The following is a 20227-nucleotide window of genomic DNA, read 5'->3' as shown; positions in this document are numbered from 1 at the left end:
GATATTAAACCGAGTCCTTTATCGCGGCAATCATCCTATTTGAATCCGCTGGTACTGCCTCCAAATGATATTGTTCAGCGACGTTGAGAGAACCTCGTTTCCCCCAATATATACAATACGCACTGAGCAACCCCATGATCAGTCCACCCCCCTGCATACAAAATATTCCCCCAGGTCCCAGAGGGACAATCAAAGATATCCCTTTAAAACTAACCGCGCGTCCACCGAATTGAAAGTGGGCATACCCCAACAACAGGAGAAAGGTAACAGAAAAATTCGTGGCACCTAAAAAACCTGATAAAATAACCCAGACGCATTGCCACCACCCTTTCAGCCCGTCAGACAAAAGCCAAAGGCAATTCCCCAAATAATTATGAATTGATTGAAAAGGCATATCAAAAATCCTGCCAACCATCTTCTTTTCCTTACCAATAGATGAATTAAAGGGCAGACCTATATAAATCAATAAGATTCCGCTCGTAAACTCCCCAGTTATCCTTTCGGATAAACTCCCAACAAGATTCAACCTGTTTCTGGACATCCTCCGCTGTCATATTCGCAACCGCTGCAGCAATTGCCTCAGGGGTTACCGGATCGTTCAGCAGGGCCCCAACCCCAAAAGCTTCAACTACGGCAGACAACTCCGGGAAAGGACTACACAGGATGGGGACGCCAGCCGCAGGATACTCCCATAACTTGTTAGGAGTGCAATACCAGTGGTTCAAACTGATATTTTCATAGGGAATGACGCCCAGGGTAGCGCCAGCACTCCAGCAAACCAACTCTGTTTGCGGAGCAGGGGGAATAAATTTGATCCGGACACCCTCAGGGTCAACTTGGTGAGCCATTTGGCGCAAGTCCTCTTCAAGCCCTCCCCACCCCATTAATACAAGTGTCCACCCTTGAGGTAAAAGTCCACCAGCTTTTACCAATTGAATTAATCCACGATGCGGGGAATATCCCCCCTGATAGAGCAATATTTTTTGGTCCAAAGGGAGACCAGTAGCCTTATGCAGCCTCCCATCATAAGCCCCTCTCCCTCCGTTAAACTTTGTTGCGTTTTTGACCAAAACCGGTTCAGGCAAAGCCGGGTATTCTTTTTTCAAATAATCAGCAATACTTTTGTTAATGGTTACAAAACCATCGATTTTATGTGAAATTTTCTCCTCAACTCGATGAAACCACCATTCCCATATAGGTGTAGCATGGGAAAGCTTGGTAAAAATTTCATGGCTATCATAAACAACTTTAGCGCCAATAATTTTTTTAACTTTTAACCCAACTGGAACCGTAACAAGATCATGACAATGAACCACATCTGGCTTAAATTTTAAAATTTCTCTTATCAAACATTTTTTCCATACATGGTAAAGCCAAATCCTACGAACCAACAAAACAAGTTCATATAACTTTGAAAAGAAAACTGACCTGTCATTCAAAATTTGAAATAATTTTTGAAGACTACTTTTTACTTTAATTTTTATTTGTTTTTTTTCTTAAAAAGAAATAAAAATGCAAACAAAAAAAAGACAATAACAATCCCTTTTAAAAAACCAGCATGGTCAGGAATTTTATGAAAAATAAAAACAAAAAATAAGGTTAAAATTCCGCACAACAAAAACTTTCTGTACGAATGGCATTCACTCAATATTATATCGAACTGATAATTTGTTTTAGGGTTCCTAATCTTATTATTTTCATCTTGTATGCCAAAAACTTTAACTTCATAATTATTTTTTTCCATACTTTCAGCCTGCTTCAAAACTCGAGCATCTCTGAACACTGAGTTGAACACAACAGCTGCAACTTTTGTTCTCATAAAAACTCCATAAAAAACCGCCCTTAAAGATTTTAAACACTGCCGCGCTAAGCGACGTTAGGCTAAAGTTTGAATCGCCACCAGAATACTAGACACTCTGGGTTTTGCTGAAATGGCGCCTTTCGAACTCCATTGGCGACAGGTTGTCATTGTAACCGTGACGGCGAACCGGGTTGTAGAACATTTCGATGTAGTTGAAGATATCGCGCCGGGCCTCTTCTCGGTCCTTGTAGGTCTTGCGTCTGATTCGCTCTCGTTTTAAGAGTTGGAAGAAGCTCTCTGCGACAGCGTTGTCGTAGCAATTACCACGGCGGCTCATGCTGCACAGCAGATTTTGCGTCTTTAGGAAATTCTGCCAGTCGCTACTCGTGTACTGGGTTCCTTGGTCGGAGTGGACCAACACCGGGTTCTTTGGTTTGCGCCGCCACACCGCCATGAGCAACGCGTTGAGTACGAGATCGACCTGCATCTTGGGTTGCATTGACCAGCCCACGACCTGACGGGAAAACAGGTCTATGACGACGGCCAGGAACAACCACCCTTCATAGGTGCGAATATAGGTGATGTCGGTGACCCAGGCCTGATTGGGTTGTTGGACATCGAAGTCCTGATTGAGATGGTTGTCGGCCAAGACAGAAACCTTACCGCCTTTATGCCGGGGCTTGTTGTAGCCTACCTGGGCTTTCAACCCGGCCTGTTTCATCAGGCGGGCCACCCGGTTCGGACCACAGGTCTCGCCGATTTCACGCAGATCTTTATAGGCCTTGCGATAACCATAGACACAGCCACTCTCCAGCCAGAGTTGTTTGATGAGTCCCGACAACCTCTCGTCGTCCTTCTGCCGGCCCGACTTGGGTTGCTTGATCCAGGCGTAGTAGCCGCTGCGGTGAACCTGCATCATCCGGCACAGGTTGCGAATAGCGAACTGCCCTAGGTGTGCCCGGATAAAGGCATACCTCACCGGGACTCTTTGGCGAAGTATGCGGTGGCCTTTTTTAAAATATCTCGCTCTTCGGTAACCCGTTTCAGTTCGGCACGAAGCCGCTTGATCTCGGCATCCTGGTCGAGACTCGGGTCGTGCTGGGGACCTGAAGCGTATTTCTTGCGCCAGGCATATAGGCTGTGGGTGGTCACTCCCAGACGCTGAGCGACATCGTAAACGGAGTAGCCGCGCTCGGTGATTTGCTTGACGGCTTCGATCTTGAACTCTTCAGTGTAACGCTTGCTGCTCATGGGTTCCTCCTGAGTCATTTTTTATAACCCAGGAGTGTCTACAAAACTAGGGGCGATTCACATCCTCTTTCCCGCAAGCCCGCTCATTGAGCCTCGTACTCTGATAATGCAGGTTTATTCACTCTTAAAACTTCAAGGATCTTCCCCAAAAAAGTTGCAATAAATATAGGCCAAAGCGTTACCATTCCGAGCATATATCGGGGATCAAGATAAATATATTCCTGGTCATTACGAAAAAGGACCTCTCCTCCCCCTAGCAATACATGACTTAACAATACCCCCAGATATATACAGAAAAGACTTAACAGAGCCGTCTTCTTTCTCGAACACCAAACGCCTCCACAAAAACTAAAAAACAATATGAAATCGAAGTATTTAAACAGTTGAAAGGTTTCACTAAACCGGTAATTCCGCATGGTGGATGTCCCGCGGGGGCTCTCCCAGAAATAAGCAATACATCCAACAAATGGATTGGCCGGAAAATACGCTATAGTACGACTGATTACCCGACTGATAAAAAGTACCGGCTTCCCCCAAATCACTTCACGAATATAAGCCAGGGTTACCAAATGGCTATCTTTCATCGGCCGGAAGAACCCTGGAACCATCGGATTTTGGCTCAATGCATACAATGAATCGAAGACGGCATCATTTCCCATATACTCCTGAGCTTTTTGGATCCCATGTTCAGTAGCGCTTTTGTCATGAAAAAAACGAAGCCCTTTGTAGTTTGCAGGATATTCGGCCAGGGAATTGTATAATGCCACTCCAACATTTGAAGGTTTGTTCGCATCCTGTGGAATCATTTGGCTAAAAGGTAATAAACCGAGAACACAACCCAGAAAAACCAATCCCGCATTACAAATTCGCACTTTCCATCTTTCAGGACCGACCAGAAGCATAAAAGCCATATAAAAGGGAAGAACCAGAATATTGTCCAACCGAAACGAAAAAGACAACCCAACAAAAACACCACCAAACAGGATATCCTGCCAGCGCCAGTTCTGGACAGCCTTGATAAAAAACAACCCAGCAGCAAGAAGGGTAACGGGAACATAGGCTTCAGACATCAAGTGATAACTATAAAAAATAGAAGCCGGCCATACCGCGTACAGAGCAGCACCTAACAGAGAAACAACTCGACTGGAAAATATCCTTAGTATTAAAAAGATCAGCAAGCACCCTAGGGAATCAATGACGCCCTGGACGAATTGAACGGCGGGCACATTGACCTGATTAAGAGCAAAAAAAACTGCACTACTGACAATAACCTGGCCCACCCCCCCTTTATCAAAATAGAAAGGCCTGTCATTCGGCTGCCGCTGCAGTTTATTTAATGGGGGGCTATAAAGCTTTAGTTCCTTCTGCACATACGGTAGGTATTCCAAATGAAACCCTTCCCCTTTTGCGACCGCAACAGACATCGCCAACATATCCCAGGTCGCACTGGAACTTATCATATATTTACGATACGGTTTTTGGTGTATCACCAAATAAGCCGGCATCAAGCATCGCAATGCAACCGCTACAAGAATGACGGTAAAAAGGATGCCCTTAACGTTCAGGTGAGATAAAAATTTCATAAAAAGCACTCAACAGCTCTTTCCCCCAAAAAGGGACTTGGTTTTAACCAGGAGGGTAAACATCCAATTCTTTAGGGTGTACTCAACAGGAAAACTGACAAAATTTCTAGTGAGGCGGAACATCAAGATCGGCCTGTACAAAGACGCCAAGCTGATCAATAAGTTTCCCCAAAAAATGCCGAGTTCTTTCTTAAAATCGTAAAGTTTGCAATCCAGAGCTTGTCCAGCAATTTGCAGCAATCGAATCATATTGTCCATTTCACGGGAGTACCAAGGATGGACGATTTTCTCGGCATCAAAAGAGTCGATATCAGCCCATTCTTCCAACTTTTCGGGCAATTTCAAACCGTAATCAGCTACTGCCTGATCGGTCATAACAGAGCCGGGCAACGGTTTCCAGTCCGCCCCGACCCCCAAATAACAGCCTGGATGATCCTGGACCAGTTGCAATAAAAGATTCTTGGTTTCGATTAGCGTTGCCATAGTTTCACCGGGGATACCGCAAAAAAAGTTGTAATGGGGCTTCAGCGACGGGAAACGCGCCAATTTTCGATTGACCCGCCGAATTTGCTCAGCAGTAATCCCCTTTTTCATGCTTTCCAGCATGCGATCTGATCCCGACTCAACACCAATGGCCATAATTTCGACGCGGCTTTCCACCATCAGCGACAGAAACTCGTCGTCCGTCCTGTCTAATTCGTCAATCCGAACTCCCCGAAAATCGAGTTTTACACGGTCTGGGTATCCACGAGAAATATACTCTCGAAAGAAAGAGCGCATCCGCTCAATATCAACAAAACTATCATCGTCATAAATCTGGAACCGTGAAATTGGGTAGCTATCCAGCAGGTAATCCATATGCTGGAACACCTCTTCCATTTCAAAAGGTATCCATTTGCCACCCTTTATCTTTTTATAGACGGCGGGCGACATACAAAACGTGCACTTATAAGGGCATCCAACAGCCGTAAAAACAGGAAAGATCATTTCACCGTTGCTTAGCCTGTTGTAGGCTGGGGAGGCGACATCGACCAGGTGATATGGGATATCGCGGAAATCAAGGATTTCGAACTCGGAGCACGTTTCATTCAGATGTACTTGGCCCCCGGTTTTATACCCAAGCCCGACAATGGAATCGAGGGGAAGGTCCCTTTGCTTTACATACCCCACCAATTGACATAGTGCTTTAGAACCCCAGTCCCGAATTACATAGTCAATGTACTCATTTTCCAGGGTTTGTTCCGGCAGAATGGTGGGATGAGCGCCGCCCCAAACGATCTCCGAGGAGTACTTGCTTTTGATGTATTTGGACACCTCCAAGCTTGTCCTGATGGGATTGCCGGTCATCACGGATAAGCCAACGAGAAAACAACCATCCTTCATTCGTTGATCGATCTGTTCTTGCCATCCGTCGCCATAGAGCCGCAAATCGAGTATTTCGACAGAAAATCCATCCTTTACGGCATCAGCAGCAGCATATATCAAACTCAGTGGGATATCTTTCACCAACTCGTCAAAAGCCCCAAGCTGCGGGAAAATAAGAAGAAGATCCAGTTTTTTCATACCTTTCCCATTAACCAGTTACATGTTTTGGGTAAAAAATTTTGAGGGGAGCGGCAGAATCACCCACGAGAGGGGACAGCTTTGGCCCTTCCAAAAAAATCCCCCAAGGTCAAATCTTCCCTCACAACAACCACACCAGCCAAAAGCCCAACCATTAGCATTTGGCTTAGATGTAGAGCGGCAGCCAGCACAAGGGAGTGCTCCATGCTATATCCATAATGCTGTAACACAAAGACGATACTCGCCTCATAGGTTCCGACACCACCCGGCAAGGCCGGAACAGCATAGGCAATCGTTGAGATAACAAACAATATCAGACACTTATCAATAGAGAATTGCCCATTCTCCGCCACAAAAAAGAACACAAAAAAACTACTTACCGTAAAACACCAGGCAAGGCATCCACAGGCAAACCCACCATATAACCGTTTATCAATGATGGCTTGAGAAAGATGTTCAAGAATATTCAATATCAAACTAGACAATCTCTTAAAAGGGATAAAGGCAACACCTTTTTCAACCCATGGCATACCTTTTGGCAGGAAGTGAAGCAAAAGGAAACAAACGGAGGCAGCACAAATCATTATTCTGCCATCAAAGTCAACAAATGAACCGCTTAAAACAACACTTGAAAGCAAAGAAATAATAAACATGTCTGTTACACGTTCCAGGAAAACAGAGCTTAGTCCACCTTCCATTGAAATACCTACTTTACTCTTTAGAAACAAAGGTTTTACAAACTCGGACATCCTGCCAGGAATTATAAGATTAAACCCCATTGCAAGAACTATTGCCTTAAAGGAAGCGATAACAGGAGGATTTTTCTTGTCTATGAAGAGTGAAAGCCTAAAAGAGAGCAACGTAAGAGACAAAAGAACAACAACTTGGCTAAGAACCATTGCCGCCAACAGCCTAGCAGTCAAATGGTCAATTAGCGCACCATAATCTACTCCGAAGATGGCAAAAAAAGCAATTAAAATAATAATTAAAAGTCTGAACACGGAGTAATAGTTGATATTTTTTTTATTTACTTTATTCATTTTACAAACTTCAAATACTAGGTTTCCAAGTTAAATACCAATACTTTTTACCAAACAATAAAAACTCATAAGATATAATAGCGTTATATTTTTTTTCATAAATATTTTTTGCAAGAGGATTTGAGGTTTTAGTCATTAAAGTTGCACCAATAACCGCCTCATGCTTTGTCACAGATTCAATTAACTTACTGCCAATACCAATCCCCTGAAATTTTTTATCAACAGCAATAAATTCTATTTCAGGGCAACGAGAGTTAAGTTTTGACTTATGCCATACCATCAAAACCCCTGAAATAAATTTTTTTGGTCTTGTTAGAGCCAGAATAGTTATTCTGAGAATAAATGATGGGTTTCTTAAAAAAATGGATAAAATTGAAAATTGGTTTACAGAAAGCTGACAAAACCCCACCAAGCAACCTTCCTGAAAGGCCCCTAAAATGTATTGTCCATAAGAACAAAGTACAAATTCGTAGTATTTTAGCAAAGTTCCACTTCCAAGTGATGGAAGAATATCATCTGGCAAAGACTCTTGATGTATCCTAACAAGTTCATTTATATGACTTCTTGTTACTTGCTTAATAACAGTTCCCATAAAATATTTATTTCTTATTTATAATTTTTTTTATTTTCTCTAAGTCTTTAATTTTAAGATCTGGGCTAATAGGGATATTTATTGTTGTTTTGCTAGCGAGCTCCGATTTAACAAATTTATCTTCAAGTTTTTCGTAATTGGCCAATCCCGGCACAGAGTATTGGATCAGTTCCCCCAATTGAACGCCATTTTTTGCAAAAAATTCATTTTCTTTGCGGCGATCAGGAACTCTTACAACAAAATGGGAATAGGTCGCTCCTTCAACCAGTAAGGGGGCTTCCAATCTTCTGGCCATTGAATACTGTCAATAAACCATTTGGCACACTTACGTCTTGAAGAAACAATCTTGGGGTACATATTTAGCTGCACAAGCCCAACTTCACCTTCAACATCCGTCAATAGCTCCAAATAATCTGGTGGAAAATGTATTTGGTCATCAAGGTGATATGACTTGGTAAGCTTGTTTAAAAAAGGGGTTTGTTCTTGTAACCAATGCGTAACCGCATATATGGGACGGGAGAATGCAACGTAAACCGTCAAAAGATATATTTTACGTAACCATGATTTTATCCATGGCGCTTTTATGAAATTGGCATCACGCCAAGAGCGGATCCTCTTTGCTAATTCAGGGTCATTGACCGTGAGCATCCCCCCAAAAATTGACGTGATCATTTTACTGATATTTAGACCAAAAATAGCGACATCACCAGAATTGCATACGAGCCGACCTTTCCAACGGGCACCAAAAGAATGTGCACAATCTTGAATCAACCAGATCTTGTGCCCGTATCGCAATTCTGCCTCGGCAACGATTTCCTCGAGGCGATCGATGTCTAGGGGGTATCCAAAAAGGTGGGTGGCAACAATAGCCCTGGTTTTTTTATTAATCGCCTCGGGCAACAGGTCGAGGTCCATGTTGTAATCCGACAACCTGATGTCGACAAAGCGAGGTGAATTGCCACTCAAGCTGACGGCATGGGCAACCACGGAGCAAGTGTATGCGGGCAATACGACTTCGGCCCCTTCAATACCTACGGCCTTAAAAAAAGCCCATAAAGCACTTCGGCCATAAGAAAAAGAAATCGCCTCTTCTGCCTCGAATGTTTTGGCAAAGCTTTTTTCGAATCGGAGGACAGCCCCTTTGTTGCGCCTGAAAAGAGCCAACGCCTCTCTATGGTCAAGCCAGGGCTTAAACCTTGGGATCATGGCAGCCCTCGTCCTGTATTTGCCAGTAGCCCTGACTTGCCATATGAATGGCAAAAAACTGTTGATGTTTTTTCTTCAAGCGCCATCCCCCCGGTAACTCAGGATGATCGTCTATCCGGAGATCGGGCCCCAATTCAATCTTTCTTCTGTTGACGAAGCCGGCCTTATGGACCCCGGTAATCAGTCGAGTCACAAGCATTTTTTTTATCAGGTCCCTTAACCACCCCAGCCGCATAACGGTGAGGCAAAGAAAACGCAGTACTGCAAATTGAAACGGGGTCGGATGCTCTCTGTTCATCCGTGTAAAATGTGACTCGACCATCACATTATCACCGTCCAGAATCAGAGAATTGGACCCATCATACCCCTGCGTACTAAACAGTTGATTTTTCGCATCACTTACAATAGCTCCAGCGTTAACCACAGTGCCCGTTGTACTAAAATGGCTGCACAGCCCCCCTTTATGCCATGAGATGATCGTGTAATGCTCCGGTCCCTTATCAACCAGGAGACCGGCCTTTTCATAAACCTTTCTCCACTTCCCCCGTTCTAGGGCGGGGACAGCGATACTGGGACGATCGTCAGATAAGGTTGTCGCAGCCCAACAATAACTGTTGAACATAGGCACCAGGTTAGACTCATCCATGGCAGCCAATGTCACAACACTATTTTTTTGCACACTTTGCCGCATAAAACTCGCCAGTGAGGCCGCTTCGAGAAAGGAACCTGACAGGTACTCAATTCCGGCGGGATAATAAAAACGGGTATTCCGGCTTCCATAAAGTCCACCAAAAGACCCGTCCGGATGGGCAAAGTGCCAAAGAAACTCCAGAGAGCGCTCCAGGGAATCTCGCAATTCGGAAGTAGGCTCCATTCGATAGATGTCGGCCAGATAATAGGTACACAAGGACTGGTAGCCCGGATCTGCACCCTGATACTCACGGTACCAACCTTCCTCCGATTGTTCCAGCAGAATTCTCTGAAGGAGGTCTTCCCCTTTCTTTCGGCCATCCTCTCCCGTAAGGCGCGTCCATTTGAATAACGCAGCGGATGCCGTTGCCAGATGATTCGAAATAAACGCATGTACCTCATCCGACTGGCATAAAAACTCGATCATGGGCTTTACAACTTCAAGTCCACCTTGGACCTTCGACCTGTCCCAGAAGCCCTCCTGCAGAAGCTCTACGGCACTGAGAAGATCATAAGCGGCCAGTGCAGTGACACAATAAGACGCCTCAAAGGGAAAGGCCTCCTCCATACTGCCATCCGCCCGTCTTAAACGCCCAGCTCCAATAAACAAGGCATCGATTCTCTGCAGAATGGCCTGCCCTGAAAACTCCGGTGGCAACATGCCTGCCGCCAGAAGTCTTGCCAGACCATGGGCCGCCCCCTGGTAGGTCCCGTTGCCGAAGTCGATCAACTTCCAGGCCCAACGATATCGATCTCCCTGCCCATAAGTAGGGCTCGTCGGATCATTATCGAACAGCGCCAGAAGGCGTGGGAGAGTCGACCAGACTTGTTCCCGGTAAGGGTTAGCGTTTTTCATAAACAAATTTGGCAACCAGGTTGATATCAATTACGCGGGCCCCGAAAGGCCAATAGCTAAGATATTTAAGCGCAAAATTCTCATCCAGGGATTTCAGAATATCTTCTGCAAAGTTCGGGTGTTCCCAACAAATGATCTTGTCAGGATTTATCCGAGTATTGTTCTTGAGCCAACGTCGGCTTGTTAAAAACCTGCCTATCCCCCAAGCCAGCCCTCCCTCGCAGGGAATTCCGCCAGCGAATACACCCCCTTGCCTAAGAACCCGGGACGTTTCGGTAAGATAAGGTTCAAGCGGATAGAGGTGTTCCAGCGAATAAAATGAGACTACAACATCAAATTCAGAGTCCTCAAACGGCAACCGCGCCGTCTCCTGCTTGGAAAGAAGAACAGTCGAATAGTCAACCCCTTGCTCTCGCAATCTTGAGGCTGATTTATCCAGCATCGCCTGATTAATGTCGGCAATTACATAATGAGCAGGCATTCCACACCAGAAAGACATATGGCGTATATCACCAGGACCGATTTCCAGCACTTTCTTCCCGGTGAGATCGACCTTTTCCATGACCTTGTAGCCAGCATCGTTTACAACCGACCCTACCGACTTCTTCTGGTTCTCATAATAAAAATCGAGGTAGCATTTTTCCCACTCTTTCCAGCAGGCGTCCTCCATATTCGCCTTAAGCCCAAAGCGCTGGCGGTCTCCAAAAAGGCGTGAGCTGAGAAGGTGGGGCAACCGGTAACCAAATGTAGGGTACTTCGAACTCATTGATCCCTCAGAATTTGTAGCAATTGTTCGTATCCAGGCCCCCAGCCATAATCTCGGCTCATAACACGTTGATGCCAGATGATCGTGGCGGTTCCATGGACCGATTTAATTTCGTCGAGCCAGGTTGTTATCTGTCTCTGCCGCTCTTCTGAAGACATATCCCCGTAATCGTACAGGTGCGAGTCCATCAAAACCATGGGCACAGCCTGAATCTTTAAAGGGGTCTTTCTTTGATGGTCCCATGGGAAAAAAGGCAGGGCTGCACCAATTCGAAACCCGGGCCGATCATTGAATCCGAGCGTCGTATCCAACCGGATCTCTGCCTTTTCTTGTGCCCTCCAGGTCTTTTCCCAGGAAAACCGCAACCAATGCTGACGGCAGGTGCAGACGGGCACCCCCAAACTTTCTTCAAGGGCAGTCTTTTCGTCAACCATCAGTGCGGCATAATCCCAGGCGTAAAAAGACTGGTGAAGGCCGACGGTCCAACCGTTTTCTTCGAGATCCCGTATTTCTTTTTTTAAGGCAGGGTCAAAAATATCATAGGAAGGATCTAGAAGAAAGCGCAGCCACCCCCCTTTCGAGGACCGTTTCCCCCAAAAAAGTTAAAGTGGCTGCGAACACCGTACTTTTCTTCAAGGGAACGAATCGTACCAAAGCACCAGTAATCAGCTTTTCTGAAAATGAAACCAAGCCCTTTAAAGAAATGGGATAAGCTCTTTTTCGGCTTACCCTGGGACAAGGTCCTGGCAGCGTTAAAAAGAAAAAAAGCTCCTTGCTTGGCTCGAATGACCAGCGTTTTCCTGACGGCATCGACATCATGTGTCAACAGGATCCTTGGTTCGGGCAAAGGACCACAAACCGTCATTTCTTCCTGACCGAGATGTTCTGCTGCCCAGCGCCTCAGAAACAGAGCTATCCGATTAACCCAGGCGCGTTCCCAGATCCGCGTATCCCACTTTGCCAGACGGAAACTGTAGGAATGCACCGGGCCATGTTGCCGTTCATACTCCCGCTCCGGGAGTCCGGACAGATACCAGGCAGCTACCCCAATCCAATCGACCCGGGTCCATACCTCTCCCTCGCCTTTTTCAATGAGGTAGGCAGGGACCAGAATCGTTCCTTCGACACCTGTATCCGCAGCCCATGCGGGGAGGGAAACCAGGTCCATTAACGGAGGGATAGTGACATTCTTTTCCTCTACGGCGATGGCAGAAATGGGCAGCGAGTTAATTGCCGCCTTCCCTTCAGGCCAATAGATACTCAGGGTTTCAAGAGCATATTCTCGCAACCCCGCGCCCTGGCTCATGCCATCCCGCCGTCAATAAACCTCTGGTGCCAGAGCTCAAGACACAAGGCCCCCCAGATCTGACGCCCAAAAGTTTTTTCCTTCACAATCAGGTCTTCCAATGCCTTGGGATCAAACAGCCCACGGTCCCTGGACGGCTTTCCAAGTAACGTTTCGTGAATAAAGTCCCTAACAATACCATTTTCCATCCACTCCTTTAGAGGAACCGGGAAGCCCATTTTATCTTTCCGATTCATTACATAGGCAGGAATAAGGTTTTTGACCGCCTGTTTAAAAATATATTTGGTCTTCCCGCCCTGAAACTTCATCTGAGGCGGCATGGTGGTGATAAGATCTACGATTCGGGTGTCCAAAAGGGGAACGCGCGACTCAAGAGACACTGCCATACTGACACGGTCTTCCACTTGCAAGAGGGCCGGAAGCAGAGTCTTCAGATCAAAATGCGTCATCTTGTTGACATAGGACTTTGTATCGGGGTGATTGAATACCTGCTGAAAGTCGGCAAAGACTTCTTCTCGGTTATAGGCCCTTCTTGCATCTGCAGTCAGAAGAGTTTCCACGTCAGGGCTTCTATCGATCAACCGGAAATACCGGGCGTCCATATCGTCAAACAACCCATCATGCCAAAACCTTTGCATCAGTGGGCGGTATTCCTTCAGCAGCGGCAAGTTGGGGATGATCGAGGACAGGGTGACAATATGCTGGGCCTCTTCCTGGGTCTCGAAAATAGCTCCTTTCAGCGCCTGTTCCAGATACCCGATCAAATAGCGCGCATAGCCACCAAATATTTCATCACCCCCCTGGCCACCAAGAACTACTTTGACATGCTCTGAAGCCAGTGAGCTCACGATGTACTGTGGGAAAAGCCCTGGGCCGGCAACGGGCTCATCCATGGCATAGATCAGTTTTGGCAGGCAATCGACAAACTGTTCGGCCGTGGGGACCACCTCTAGATATTCAGCACCGATTTTTTCAGCGACCTGGCGGGCATATGCCGACTCATCATACGCAGGGCCTTCGGCGAACCTTCCAGTAAATACCTTGATAGAGCTTCCCAGATGATCCGCCGCCATAGAGGCGACAGAACTGGAATCAAGGCCACCGGACAGATAGGCCCCCAAGGGAACATCACTTCGGATTTGAAGCCTGGCACTGTCTTCCAGCAGGGTCAGTAAACGGTCTTTGAAATATTCTTCCGTATGATGGTTGTCAATCTGATAGTTGGTATCCCAGTACCGAACAATCTTCTGCATTCCTGACCTGTTGCCAACGATATAACAACCAGGCTCTACCTTTTTGACTCCATCGAACAAGGTCTCCTCGGACAAAGAGACCTGGAAGGTCAGATAGTGTTGAAGGGCTTTCCAATTTTGCCGGGGGCGGATATCACTGGCAGAGAATAGACTTTTGATCTCTGAACTGAAATAAAGACTATCGCCTTTCTTTGAATAGTATAAAGGCTTGATACCAAATGGGTCCCGGGCCAGAAGCCATTTACCGGTCTCGCTGTCATGAAAGGCGAAGGCAAACATGCCATTGAGCAATTCAAGCGCCTGCTCGCCATCACGAATCAGCAACTGCAACAACACCTCAGTATCGGAGAAGGTCCTGAACCGGCTTCCCTGTTGAATCAATTGATTCCGAAGCTCAAGGTAGTTGTAAATTTCTCCATTAAAAACAAGTGTGTAGCGCCCATCGACTGTTTGCATGGGCTGCTTCCCATGTTCCAGATCGATAATTGAGAGCCTCCTATGGCCAAAGGCGAACCCCTTGCCCGAGGTCAAACCTGCATCATCAGGCCCTCGGTGGGCCAGAGATTTCATCATAGCCCCAACTGTTTCCTGCCACTCATCCCCCGCGGCAGGAGGGCCTATAATTCCACAAATGCCACACACTTAAATGATACCTCACGTCTACTTGCAGAAATAACTTATTTCAAAAAATTATTTTGATTTTGCGGAAGAACAAAGTCTGCGCCACCCACCCCACGGCCAATGGTACATAACCGTCATCACAATATATCCCAGCGTGGTAAGGCTATTTATCATTTTGCTGTCACTTTGTTTCTGGTCGTAACGCAGCACAAAAGGTACTTCCCCAAATTTAGCGCCCATCAATTTTAGCTTAACTAGTTTTTCAAGGGTACAAGTGAAACCAAGCCCCTTTAACTGAATGAAATTATTTCCAAATCTCTGAATGGAATCAATAATGATTGAGGCTTTATAAGCACGGAATCCACAAGAATATTCACGCAAGCCTTCAATCGGAAAAAATGCTTTCATAAACAGGTTTGCACAACGACTTATGAAAGCACGGTAGGAGGTAACGCCTATCTGTCCACCACCAGGGAGAAAGCGAGAGGCAATAACGACGTCAAATCCTTCTTCGATCTTGGCAATCATCCTCGGGATAAACTCAGGTTCATGGGTATCGTCGCAATCCAGGCGAATGAGGATATCTTGCGGGTTACAGATTTCCGCGGCCCTTTCAAAAAGGTCCCGACTGGTTTCACCGAGTCCGCGATTGATTTTATGAGTAATGACTTCTAGGGGAAGTTTTTTCTGGTACTCAAGGAGTGCCATGGCAGTGTTGTCTTTACTGCCGTCATCACAGACGATAATCTTGTACTCAACCCCTTCTTGCTCCATAACAGAACCGATTTTTGGTAGCAACGCTGGTAGAGAAGCCTCCTCATTAAAAGCAGGAAGGAGGATAACGATTTTTCGATCTTCCATGAAATATCCCTGAATAAATTGTGTAGAACGCCCTCAACAAAAGTGGGTAACTGAATACTTCTAAGTAACTATTAACGCAAAGACTCCCTAATGGTGTCGCAAATAAATGCGATCTGTTCTTCTTGGAGATAAGGATGCATCGGAAGGCTCATGATGCTTTGAGCCGCCTTCTCCGACTCGGGGAACGCCCCTTCTCCAGAACCAAGACCGCCATAGGCCGTTTGCAGATGAAGAGGCTTGGGGTAATAGACGGCGGTCGGAACCCCAACTGCTTTCAAGGACGCCTGAAGCTCTTCCCGGCGCTCTGTAAGCAGAGAATATTGGGCCCAGGCACTTCTGTACCCTTCTGGCATGATCGGCAGCCGGAGGCCCGGAACCTGTGAAAGGCGTTTCGAATAACCTTCAGCCACGGCATTACGCTTATCGATCTCTTCGGGGAAGATATCAAACTTTGGCAGAAGGATGGCGGCCTGCAGAGTATCCAACCGGCCGTTCACCCCGATCCGAATATTGTCGTACTTGTTGGAGCCCTTCCCGTGTACCCGGATCGACCGGAGCTTTTCGGCAAATTCATCGTCAGAGGTGAAGATGGCGCCGCCATCCCCATAACAACCCAGAGGCTTGGCCGGGAAGAAGCTGGTTGCAGCGCTGTGAGCCAGACTACACGCCATCCGACCCTTATATACCCCGCCTAACCCTTGAGCACTGTCTTCCAAAACAAAAAGTCCGTGGGTCTTAGCCAAAGCATTAATGGCGTCGTAGTCCGCCGGGAGACCGAACAGATCGACCGGCACGATCCCTCTGGGGATCAATTGCCCCCGATTTTCTGCACGGGCTTTGGCAATGGCCTGCTCCAAGGACTTAGGGCAGATATTGAACGTTTGTGGATCGATGTCGACAAATACCGGAGTAGCTCCCAGCAGAGAGATGACCTCCGCCGTTGCAACAAAGGTAAAGGGTGTGGTGAAAACAGCATCCCCGGGACCGACGCCATAGGCCATCAGGGCCATCAGTAGCGCATCGGTACCGCTGGCCACACCGATGCAGTGCTGCACGCCCACATAGTCGGCAAGGCGGGATTCCAACTCAGCCACCTCAGGCCCCATGATATATTTTCCGTGGTTGAGCACGTCCTGAATTCGCCGATCGATTTCGGGACGGATGCGGGCCTGCTGTGCCTGCAGATCAATAAATGGAATCGAGCTCATATATTTTATGCCTCTTTAAAATCATCGTACGATTTTTCCCCGACGGCCAACGACTCGGGAAGAGGTGTATTTTCATCCAGATCCAAGCAACGAAGCCGGCCCGGCTGTTCCTCTCGATACCGCAAACCGCTTTCCGGACAAACCATCACACCATCCTGGTCAGGGTTATTGAGGATATGCCCGTGCCGGCTCATCCAGCCTTTTTGACGGGCCGGGACCCCGAGCATCAGGGCGTAATCCGGCACATCGCGCTGAACGACCGCGCCGGCACCGACAAAACAATACCGTCCAAGAGTGATCCCGCAAACGATTGTTGCATTTGCACCAATCGTGGCGCCTCGCCGCAGAAGGGTTTTTTCGTACAACGATTTTCGGACCACCTGCGATCGGGGGTTGGTCACATTGGTCAAAACACAGGACGGACCTAGAAAGACATCGTCTTCAACAATGGTCCCCTCATAAATGGAGACATTGTTCTGCACCTTGACGTTATTGCCAATTACGACACCACCCGCGATGCAGACATTTTGGCCAAAACTGCAGTTTTGGCCAATCCGCGCACCAGAAAGAACGTGGCTGAAATGCCAAATTTTGGTCCCATCGCCAATTTCAGCACCAGCGTCAACATAAGAGGATGCGTGCACAAAATAGTCATTCATTTATGGATCCCTCCGTCTGAGTTAATCGTCGATTGCGGCAACAAAGGGATGAGAGTTTCCTCCGTTAACCTTGGTCGCTTTCGCATTGCGCAATTCATAGACCAGGTTGATGGCCCTCCGGGCATCTTCGAGGCCGAAGCCGCGCCCGGCGAGGATTTCCTGGTAGACAACCGTGTGCAAATCCGTGAAGCCGTTAGAAAATTCGAACTCTTCGCCGTCAACGGAAATCGACCGGAAGGTCGGCTTCTTCTCTTTGACGGCAACTTCGGGGAGGTCTTTGCGATCAACTGAGAGAAACCAACGAACATTGGCTTTTTCCAACTCAAGAAAGCCGGCCATGCGCCGCTCATCCGACAGGTGAACCTCATGGTGTTTCACATCCCCAAAAATCCACATCAGCATATCGAAGAAATGAACCCCGATGTTGGTGGCGACCCCTCCGGACTTTTGTTCGTTGCCTTTCCATGAGGTGAAATACCAGCGTCCGCGCGAGGTGATGTAGCTCAGGTCAATCTCATACTTGTCTTTCTTGCGGGCCTTGGCAACTTTCTCCTTCAGAGCAATGATGGATGGATGCACTCGCAACTGAAGGATATTGTAAATACGTTGCCCGCTCTCTTCCTCCATCTGTTGGAGGGCATCGACATTCCACGGGTTGAGCACCAGCGGTTTTTCGCAGATGGCATCTGCACCGATACGCAGAGCAAAGCGAATATGAGCATCATGCAAGTAGTTTGGAGAACAGATACTGACGTAATGAATCCGCTTCTCCTCTCCTTGCCGCTTCAATTTTTCCACAAAGCGGTCAAATCTCTCAAATTCAGTAAAAAAGGCTATGTCGTGAGAGTAGCTGTCGAGAATACCGACCGAATCGGAGGGATCTAAAGCGGCAACCAACTGATTGCCCGTATCTTGGATTGCTCTCATGTGCCGAGGGGCAATATAGCCCCCTGCCCCAACCAATGCATAATTTTTCATTTGGTTGTTATCTGTAGCCATTTCCATTTCGTTATTCACCTATCGTCTATGATGCTAAACAAAGACCCATTCATATTTGAATTTAACTGTGGCCAGATGCCATTGCCCGAAAACAAGCGTTAGTCTTTACCAGATCCTCATAGCTACCCTGGTCTACCAATTCCCCCTTTTCCAACACGAAAATTTGATCACATCCGCGAACGGTAGTAAGTCGATGGGCAATTAGAATGATGGTCTTACGGCGACCAAGATTGTTCACCGCCTCCATCACTGCCTGTTCAGTTACGTTGTCTAAAGCACTGGTAGCTTCGTCAAGGACAAGCAACTCAGGGTCATGGTATAAGGCACGGGCAATCCCCACCCGTTGCCGCTGCCCCCGGACAGGCGCACACCGCGTTCCCCAACGAAGGTTGCATAGCCTTGGGGCATATCGTTAACTACAAACTCATGGAGATTAGCTATGCGGGCGGCTCTTTCAACCGCATCCTGATCGATTTCCGCAGCAGGCAAGCCGAAAGCGATGTTTCCAGCCACAGTATCGTCAGAAAGATAAATATGCTGGGGAACGTAACCGATTGTACGTTGCCAGGAACGAACATTCTCCCGGGTGATGGACTTGCCGTCAACCAAAAGCTTTCCGTACTGAGGCCATAACAAACCAAGAATGATATCCACAGTAGTGGTCTTGCCTGAACCGGTGGTTCCTACCAGGCCGATGGTGGCGCGGACCGGAATGTCAATAGTAATAGTATTCAATGCCGGCCGTGGCGCATTTGGGTATGAGTATCCCACCTGCTCTAACCGTAGTCCCTGTCGGATACCAAGCGGAGTGAGAGTGCTTCGATCTAAATTGGCAACGCCTCCGGAGCTTAGGCTGCCAAAGTCTCGGTACAATGCGTCCAATGCCGGACCGGCAAAACGCATATTCGACAACTGAAGGTAAACTTGCTGCAGAGCAGGCATCAACCTGTAACTGGCAAAAGCGTAGACGGAAAGCACCGGCAGAGCCTGTCTCAAGCTTCCGGACTCAGCCAACAGGTAGAGAACCACGGCCAACAGGCCTCCGAAAGCAACAATTTCCAGTGCGAAACGCGGTAAATGGCTGGACACCTGAAATGCGGCCTGACGTCTGGCCAAGCGTTTTGCCGATCTCTCAAAACGATCCAGCATACCTCCCTCAAGGCCAGCAACCTTAATGTCTTTAATACCACCAAAAGCCTCCTGAACAACCTCAAAACGCTCACGGTTGGCACGTACCCTGTCTAATCCAATATTCTCCAGATACCGCCGTAGCATTAAGTAGATTGCCGCATACGCACTTCCTAGAACAGCCGCGACAATTAACGCAAGAATTGGCTTTACCATGACTAAAAAACCCAGTAGAGCCAGAGCTACTGCCCCATGGGCAAGAAATTGCATCAAAGGAATAAGAGCGCCGGTGATGACCTGTTGGACTTCGGATAGTACAGCTTTGCCTAAGTCGGCACTATGACGGTTGAGGAACCAATCGTAAGGTTGGCGCAGATAACCGGCCACAAGCCGCTTGCCTATCGAATAGTTGCGCATATGGGTAAAACGCAACAGGGCATAGGTCGTTAGCGCCTTGAACCCTATGGAGGCAACCAGGGCCAGAAACACGAGCATACCGAGAAGAACCAGAAAATCTTTTGTGCTTTCGAAACCGAAATAGCCGTAAACGACAGCGAGATATCGATTAGTTTCCACCATCTCCGGATTCGCCACCACATTCATAAAAGGCATGATGGAGGCCACCCCCACAACATCAAGCAAGGCCATAAAAACGATCATACCTAGCAGGAGGTAGGCACGGCGACGTTCTTGGGGAGTGAGAAGGCCGTGAAGCTTTTTGAATGCAGAAATATTCATTCTAATTTGACTTTATCAAATCCATAAACAAAGAAAGATATAAGACTTTTTCGTTTTCTGCCACAGCACCATCTATATGATTATCCGGAAATAAGCAAATCGACCT

At 47.2% G+C, this 20227-nt stretch carries 19 protein-coding genes and 1 pseudogene; all 20 read right to left on the bottom strand.

What is annotated here, in order from left to right; genetic code table 11:
• Positions 1 to 4: 4 nt before the first annotated feature.
• The 20 genes and pseudogenes from A7E78_RS01570 to A7E78_RS01475 all read right to left on the bottom strand — a co-directional run bounded on the left by A7E78_RS01570 (position 5) and on the right by A7E78_RS01475 (position 19878).
• Positions 5 to 466 (bottom strand): hypothetical protein, encoded by a 462-nt coding sequence (locus tag A7E78_RS01570; RefSeq protein ID WP_145924822.1) that lies wholly within the window; start codon positions 464 to 466, stop codon positions 5 to 7.
• The gene (locus A7E78_RS01565; RefSeq protein WP_256359869.1) at positions 441 to 1391 is read right to left on the bottom strand and encodes a glycosyltransferase; all 951 of its coding nucleotides are present in this window, start codon (positions 1389 to 1391) and stop codon (positions 441 to 443) included. The genes A7E78_RS01570 and A7E78_RS01565 overlap by 26 nt, the downstream gene beginning before the upstream one ends.
• Positions 1392 to 1480: 89 nt before the next feature.
• A complete protein-coding gene (locus A7E78_RS01560; RefSeq protein WP_072282620.1) occupies positions 1481 to 1819 on the bottom strand; it encodes a hypothetical protein in 339 nt (112 codons plus the stop codon).
• An 88-nt stretch (positions 1820 to 1907) separates the two neighbouring features.
• Positions 1908 to 3052 (bottom strand): IS3 family transposase gene (locus A7E78_RS01555; RefSeq protein ID WP_145924820.1). Its coding sequence is split into 2 segments (ribosomal slippage): positions 1908 to 2818 and positions 2818 to 3052, totalling 1146 coding nucleotides; the frame shifts between segments, so codons are not numbered across the junction.
• Positions 3053 to 3135: 83 nt separating this feature from the next.
• Entirely contained in the window at positions 3136 to 4635 is a 1500-nt protein-coding gene (locus A7E78_RS01545; protein WP_235606777.1) for a glycosyltransferase family 39 protein, read from the bottom strand.
• Positions 4636 to 4644: 9 nt separating this feature from the next.
• The gene (locus A7E78_RS01540; protein ID WP_072282616.1) at positions 4645 to 6198 is read right to left on the bottom strand and encodes a B12-binding domain-containing radical SAM protein; all 1554 of its coding nucleotides are present in this window, start codon (positions 6196 to 6198) and stop codon (positions 4645 to 4647) included.
• A gap of 59 nt (positions 6199 to 6257) precedes the next feature.
• Positions 6258 to 7238, bottom strand: coding sequence for a lysylphosphatidylglycerol synthase transmembrane domain-containing protein (locus A7E78_RS01535; RefSeq protein WP_072282615.1), 981 nt, complete (start codon positions 7236 to 7238; stop codon positions 6258 to 6260).
• Positions 7239 to 7248: 10 nt separating this feature from the next.
• Positions 7249 to 7830 carry a GNAT family N-acetyltransferase gene (locus A7E78_RS01530; RefSeq protein WP_072282614.1) on the bottom strand — a complete coding sequence of 194 codons (582 nt, stop codon included), beginning with the start codon at positions 7828 to 7830 and terminating at the stop codon, positions 7249 to 7251.
• Positions 7831 to 7837: 7 nt separating this feature from the next.
• Positions 7838 to 8113 (bottom strand): aspartate aminotransferase family protein, encoded by a 276-nt coding sequence (locus A7E78_RS14890; protein WP_145924819.1) that lies wholly within the window; start codon positions 8111 to 8113, stop codon positions 7838 to 7840.
• Positions 8062 to 9036: a DegT/DnrJ/EryC1/StrS family aminotransferase gene (locus tag A7E78_RS01525; RefSeq protein WP_072282613.1), complete on the bottom strand. Its 975-nt coding sequence runs from the start codon at positions 9034 to 9036 to the stop codon at positions 8062 to 8064. Before A7E78_RS01525 ends, A7E78_RS14890 begins: the two co-directional genes overlap by 52 nt.
• Entirely contained in the window at positions 9020 to 10456 is a 1437-nt protein-coding gene (locus A7E78_RS01520) for a hypothetical protein (RefSeq protein WP_145924818.1), read from the bottom strand. The genes A7E78_RS01525 and A7E78_RS01520 overlap by 17 nt, the downstream gene beginning before the upstream one ends.
• A gap of 112 nt (positions 10457 to 10568) precedes the next feature.
• Entirely contained in the window at positions 10569 to 11348 is a 780-nt protein-coding gene (locus A7E78_RS01515; protein ID WP_083552531.1) for a class I SAM-dependent methyltransferase, read from the bottom strand.
• Positions 11345 to 11782: a polysaccharide deacetylase family protein gene (locus A7E78_RS01510; protein ID WP_072282610.1), complete on the bottom strand. Its 438-nt coding sequence runs from the start codon at positions 11780 to 11782 to the stop codon at positions 11345 to 11347. Before A7E78_RS01510 ends, A7E78_RS01515 begins: the two co-directional genes overlap by 4 nt.
• A gap of 116 nt (positions 11783 to 11898) precedes the next feature.
• Positions 11899 to 12654, bottom strand: coding sequence for a hypothetical protein (locus tag A7E78_RS01505; RefSeq protein WP_072282609.1), 756 nt, complete (start codon positions 12652 to 12654; stop codon positions 11899 to 11901).
• Positions 12651 to 14549: an asparagine synthase (glutamine-hydrolyzing) gene (gene asnB, locus A7E78_RS01500; protein ID WP_083552529.1), complete on the bottom strand. Its 1899-nt coding sequence runs from the start codon at positions 14547 to 14549 to the stop codon at positions 12651 to 12653. Before asnB ends, A7E78_RS01505 begins: the two co-directional genes overlap by 4 nt.
• Before the next feature lie 48 nt (positions 14550 to 14597).
• Positions 14598 to 15389 (bottom strand): glycosyltransferase family 2 protein, encoded by a 792-nt coding sequence (locus A7E78_RS01495; RefSeq protein ID WP_072282608.1) that lies wholly within the window; start codon positions 15387 to 15389, stop codon positions 14598 to 14600.
• A 71-nt stretch (positions 15390 to 15460) separates the two neighbouring features.
• On the bottom strand, positions 15461 to 16597 hold the full coding sequence (locus A7E78_RS01490; protein WP_072282607.1) for a DegT/DnrJ/EryC1/StrS family aminotransferase: 1137 nt from the start codon (positions 16595 to 16597) through the stop codon (positions 15461 to 15463).
• Between the two features lie 5 nt (positions 16598 to 16602).
• Positions 16603 to 17256 carry an acyltransferase gene (locus tag A7E78_RS01485; protein ID WP_072282606.1) on the bottom strand — a complete coding sequence of 218 codons (654 nt, stop codon included), beginning with the start codon at positions 17254 to 17256 and terminating at the stop codon, positions 16603 to 16605.
• 21 nt (positions 17257 to 17277) lie between these two features.
• Entirely contained in the window at positions 17278 to 18234 is a 957-nt protein-coding gene (locus A7E78_RS01480) for a Gfo/Idh/MocA family oxidoreductase (RefSeq protein ID WP_072284990.1), read from the bottom strand.
• Between the two features lie 82 nt (positions 18235 to 18316).
• Positions 18317 to 19878 (bottom strand): annotated as a pseudogene (locus tag A7E78_RS01475) (ABC transporter ATP-binding protein).
• Positions 19879 to 20227: the final 349 nt, after the last annotated feature.

It is taken from the genome of Syntrophotalea acetylenivorans, from assembly GCF_001887775.1.
Lineage (GTDB): Bacteria > Desulfobacterota > Desulfuromonadia > Desulfuromonadales > Syntrophotaleaceae > Syntrophotalea_A > Syntrophotalea_A acetylenivorans.
This window is presented reverse-complemented; position numbering and strand designations above follow the sequence as displayed.

Excerpts from the sequence above, each read along its gene's own strand:
- A7E78_RS01560 (WP_072282620.1), bottom strand. The coding sequence starts at position 1,819 with ATGAGAACAAAAGTTGCAGCTGTTGTGTTCAACTCAGTGTTCAGAGAT.
- A7E78_RS01545 (WP_235606777.1), bottom strand. The coding sequence starts at position 4,635 with ATGAAATTTTTATCTCACCTGAACGTTAAGGGCATCCTTTTTACCGTC.
- A7E78_RS01540 (WP_072282616.1), bottom strand. The coding sequence starts at position 6,198 with ATGAAAAAACTGGATCTTCTTCTTATTTTCCCGCAGCTTGGGGCTTTT.
- A7E78_RS01535 (WP_072282615.1), bottom strand. The coding sequence starts at position 7,238 with ATGAATAAAGTAAATAAAAAAAATATCAACTATTACTCCGTGTTCAGA.
- A7E78_RS01530 (WP_072282614.1), bottom strand. The coding sequence starts at position 7,830 with ATGGGAACTGTTATTAAGCAAGTAACAAGAAGTCATATAAATGAACTT.
- A7E78_RS01525 (WP_072282613.1), bottom strand. The coding sequence starts at position 9,036 with ATGATCCCAAGGTTTAAGCCCTGGCTTGACCATAGAGAGGCGTTGGCT.
- A7E78_RS01515 (WP_083552531.1), bottom strand. The coding sequence starts at position 11,348 with ATGAGTTCGAAGTACCCTACATTTGGTTACCGGTTGCCCCACCTTCTC.
- A7E78_RS01510 (WP_072282610.1), bottom strand. The coding sequence starts at position 11,782 with ATGGTTGACGAAAAGACTGCCCTTGAAGAAAGTTTGGGGGTGCCCGTC.
- A7E78_RS01505 (WP_072282609.1), bottom strand. The coding sequence starts at position 12,654 with ATGAGCCAGGGCGCGGGGTTGCGAGAATATGCTCTTGAAACCCTGAGT.
- A7E78_RS01495 (WP_072282608.1), bottom strand. The coding sequence starts at position 15,389 with ATGGAAGATCGAAAAATCGTTATCCTCCTTCCTGCTTTTAATGAGGAG.
- A7E78_RS01490 (WP_072282607.1), bottom strand. The coding sequence starts at position 16,597 with ATGAGCTCGATTCCATTTATTGATCTGCAGGCACAGCAGGCCCGCATC.
- A7E78_RS01485 (WP_072282606.1), bottom strand. The coding sequence starts at position 17,256 with ATGAATGACTATTTTGTGCACGCATCCTCTTATGTTGACGCTGGTGCT.
- A7E78_RS01480 (WP_072284990.1), bottom strand. The coding sequence starts at position 18,234 with ATGAAAAATTATGCATTGGTTGGGGCAGGGGGCTATATTGCCCCTCGG.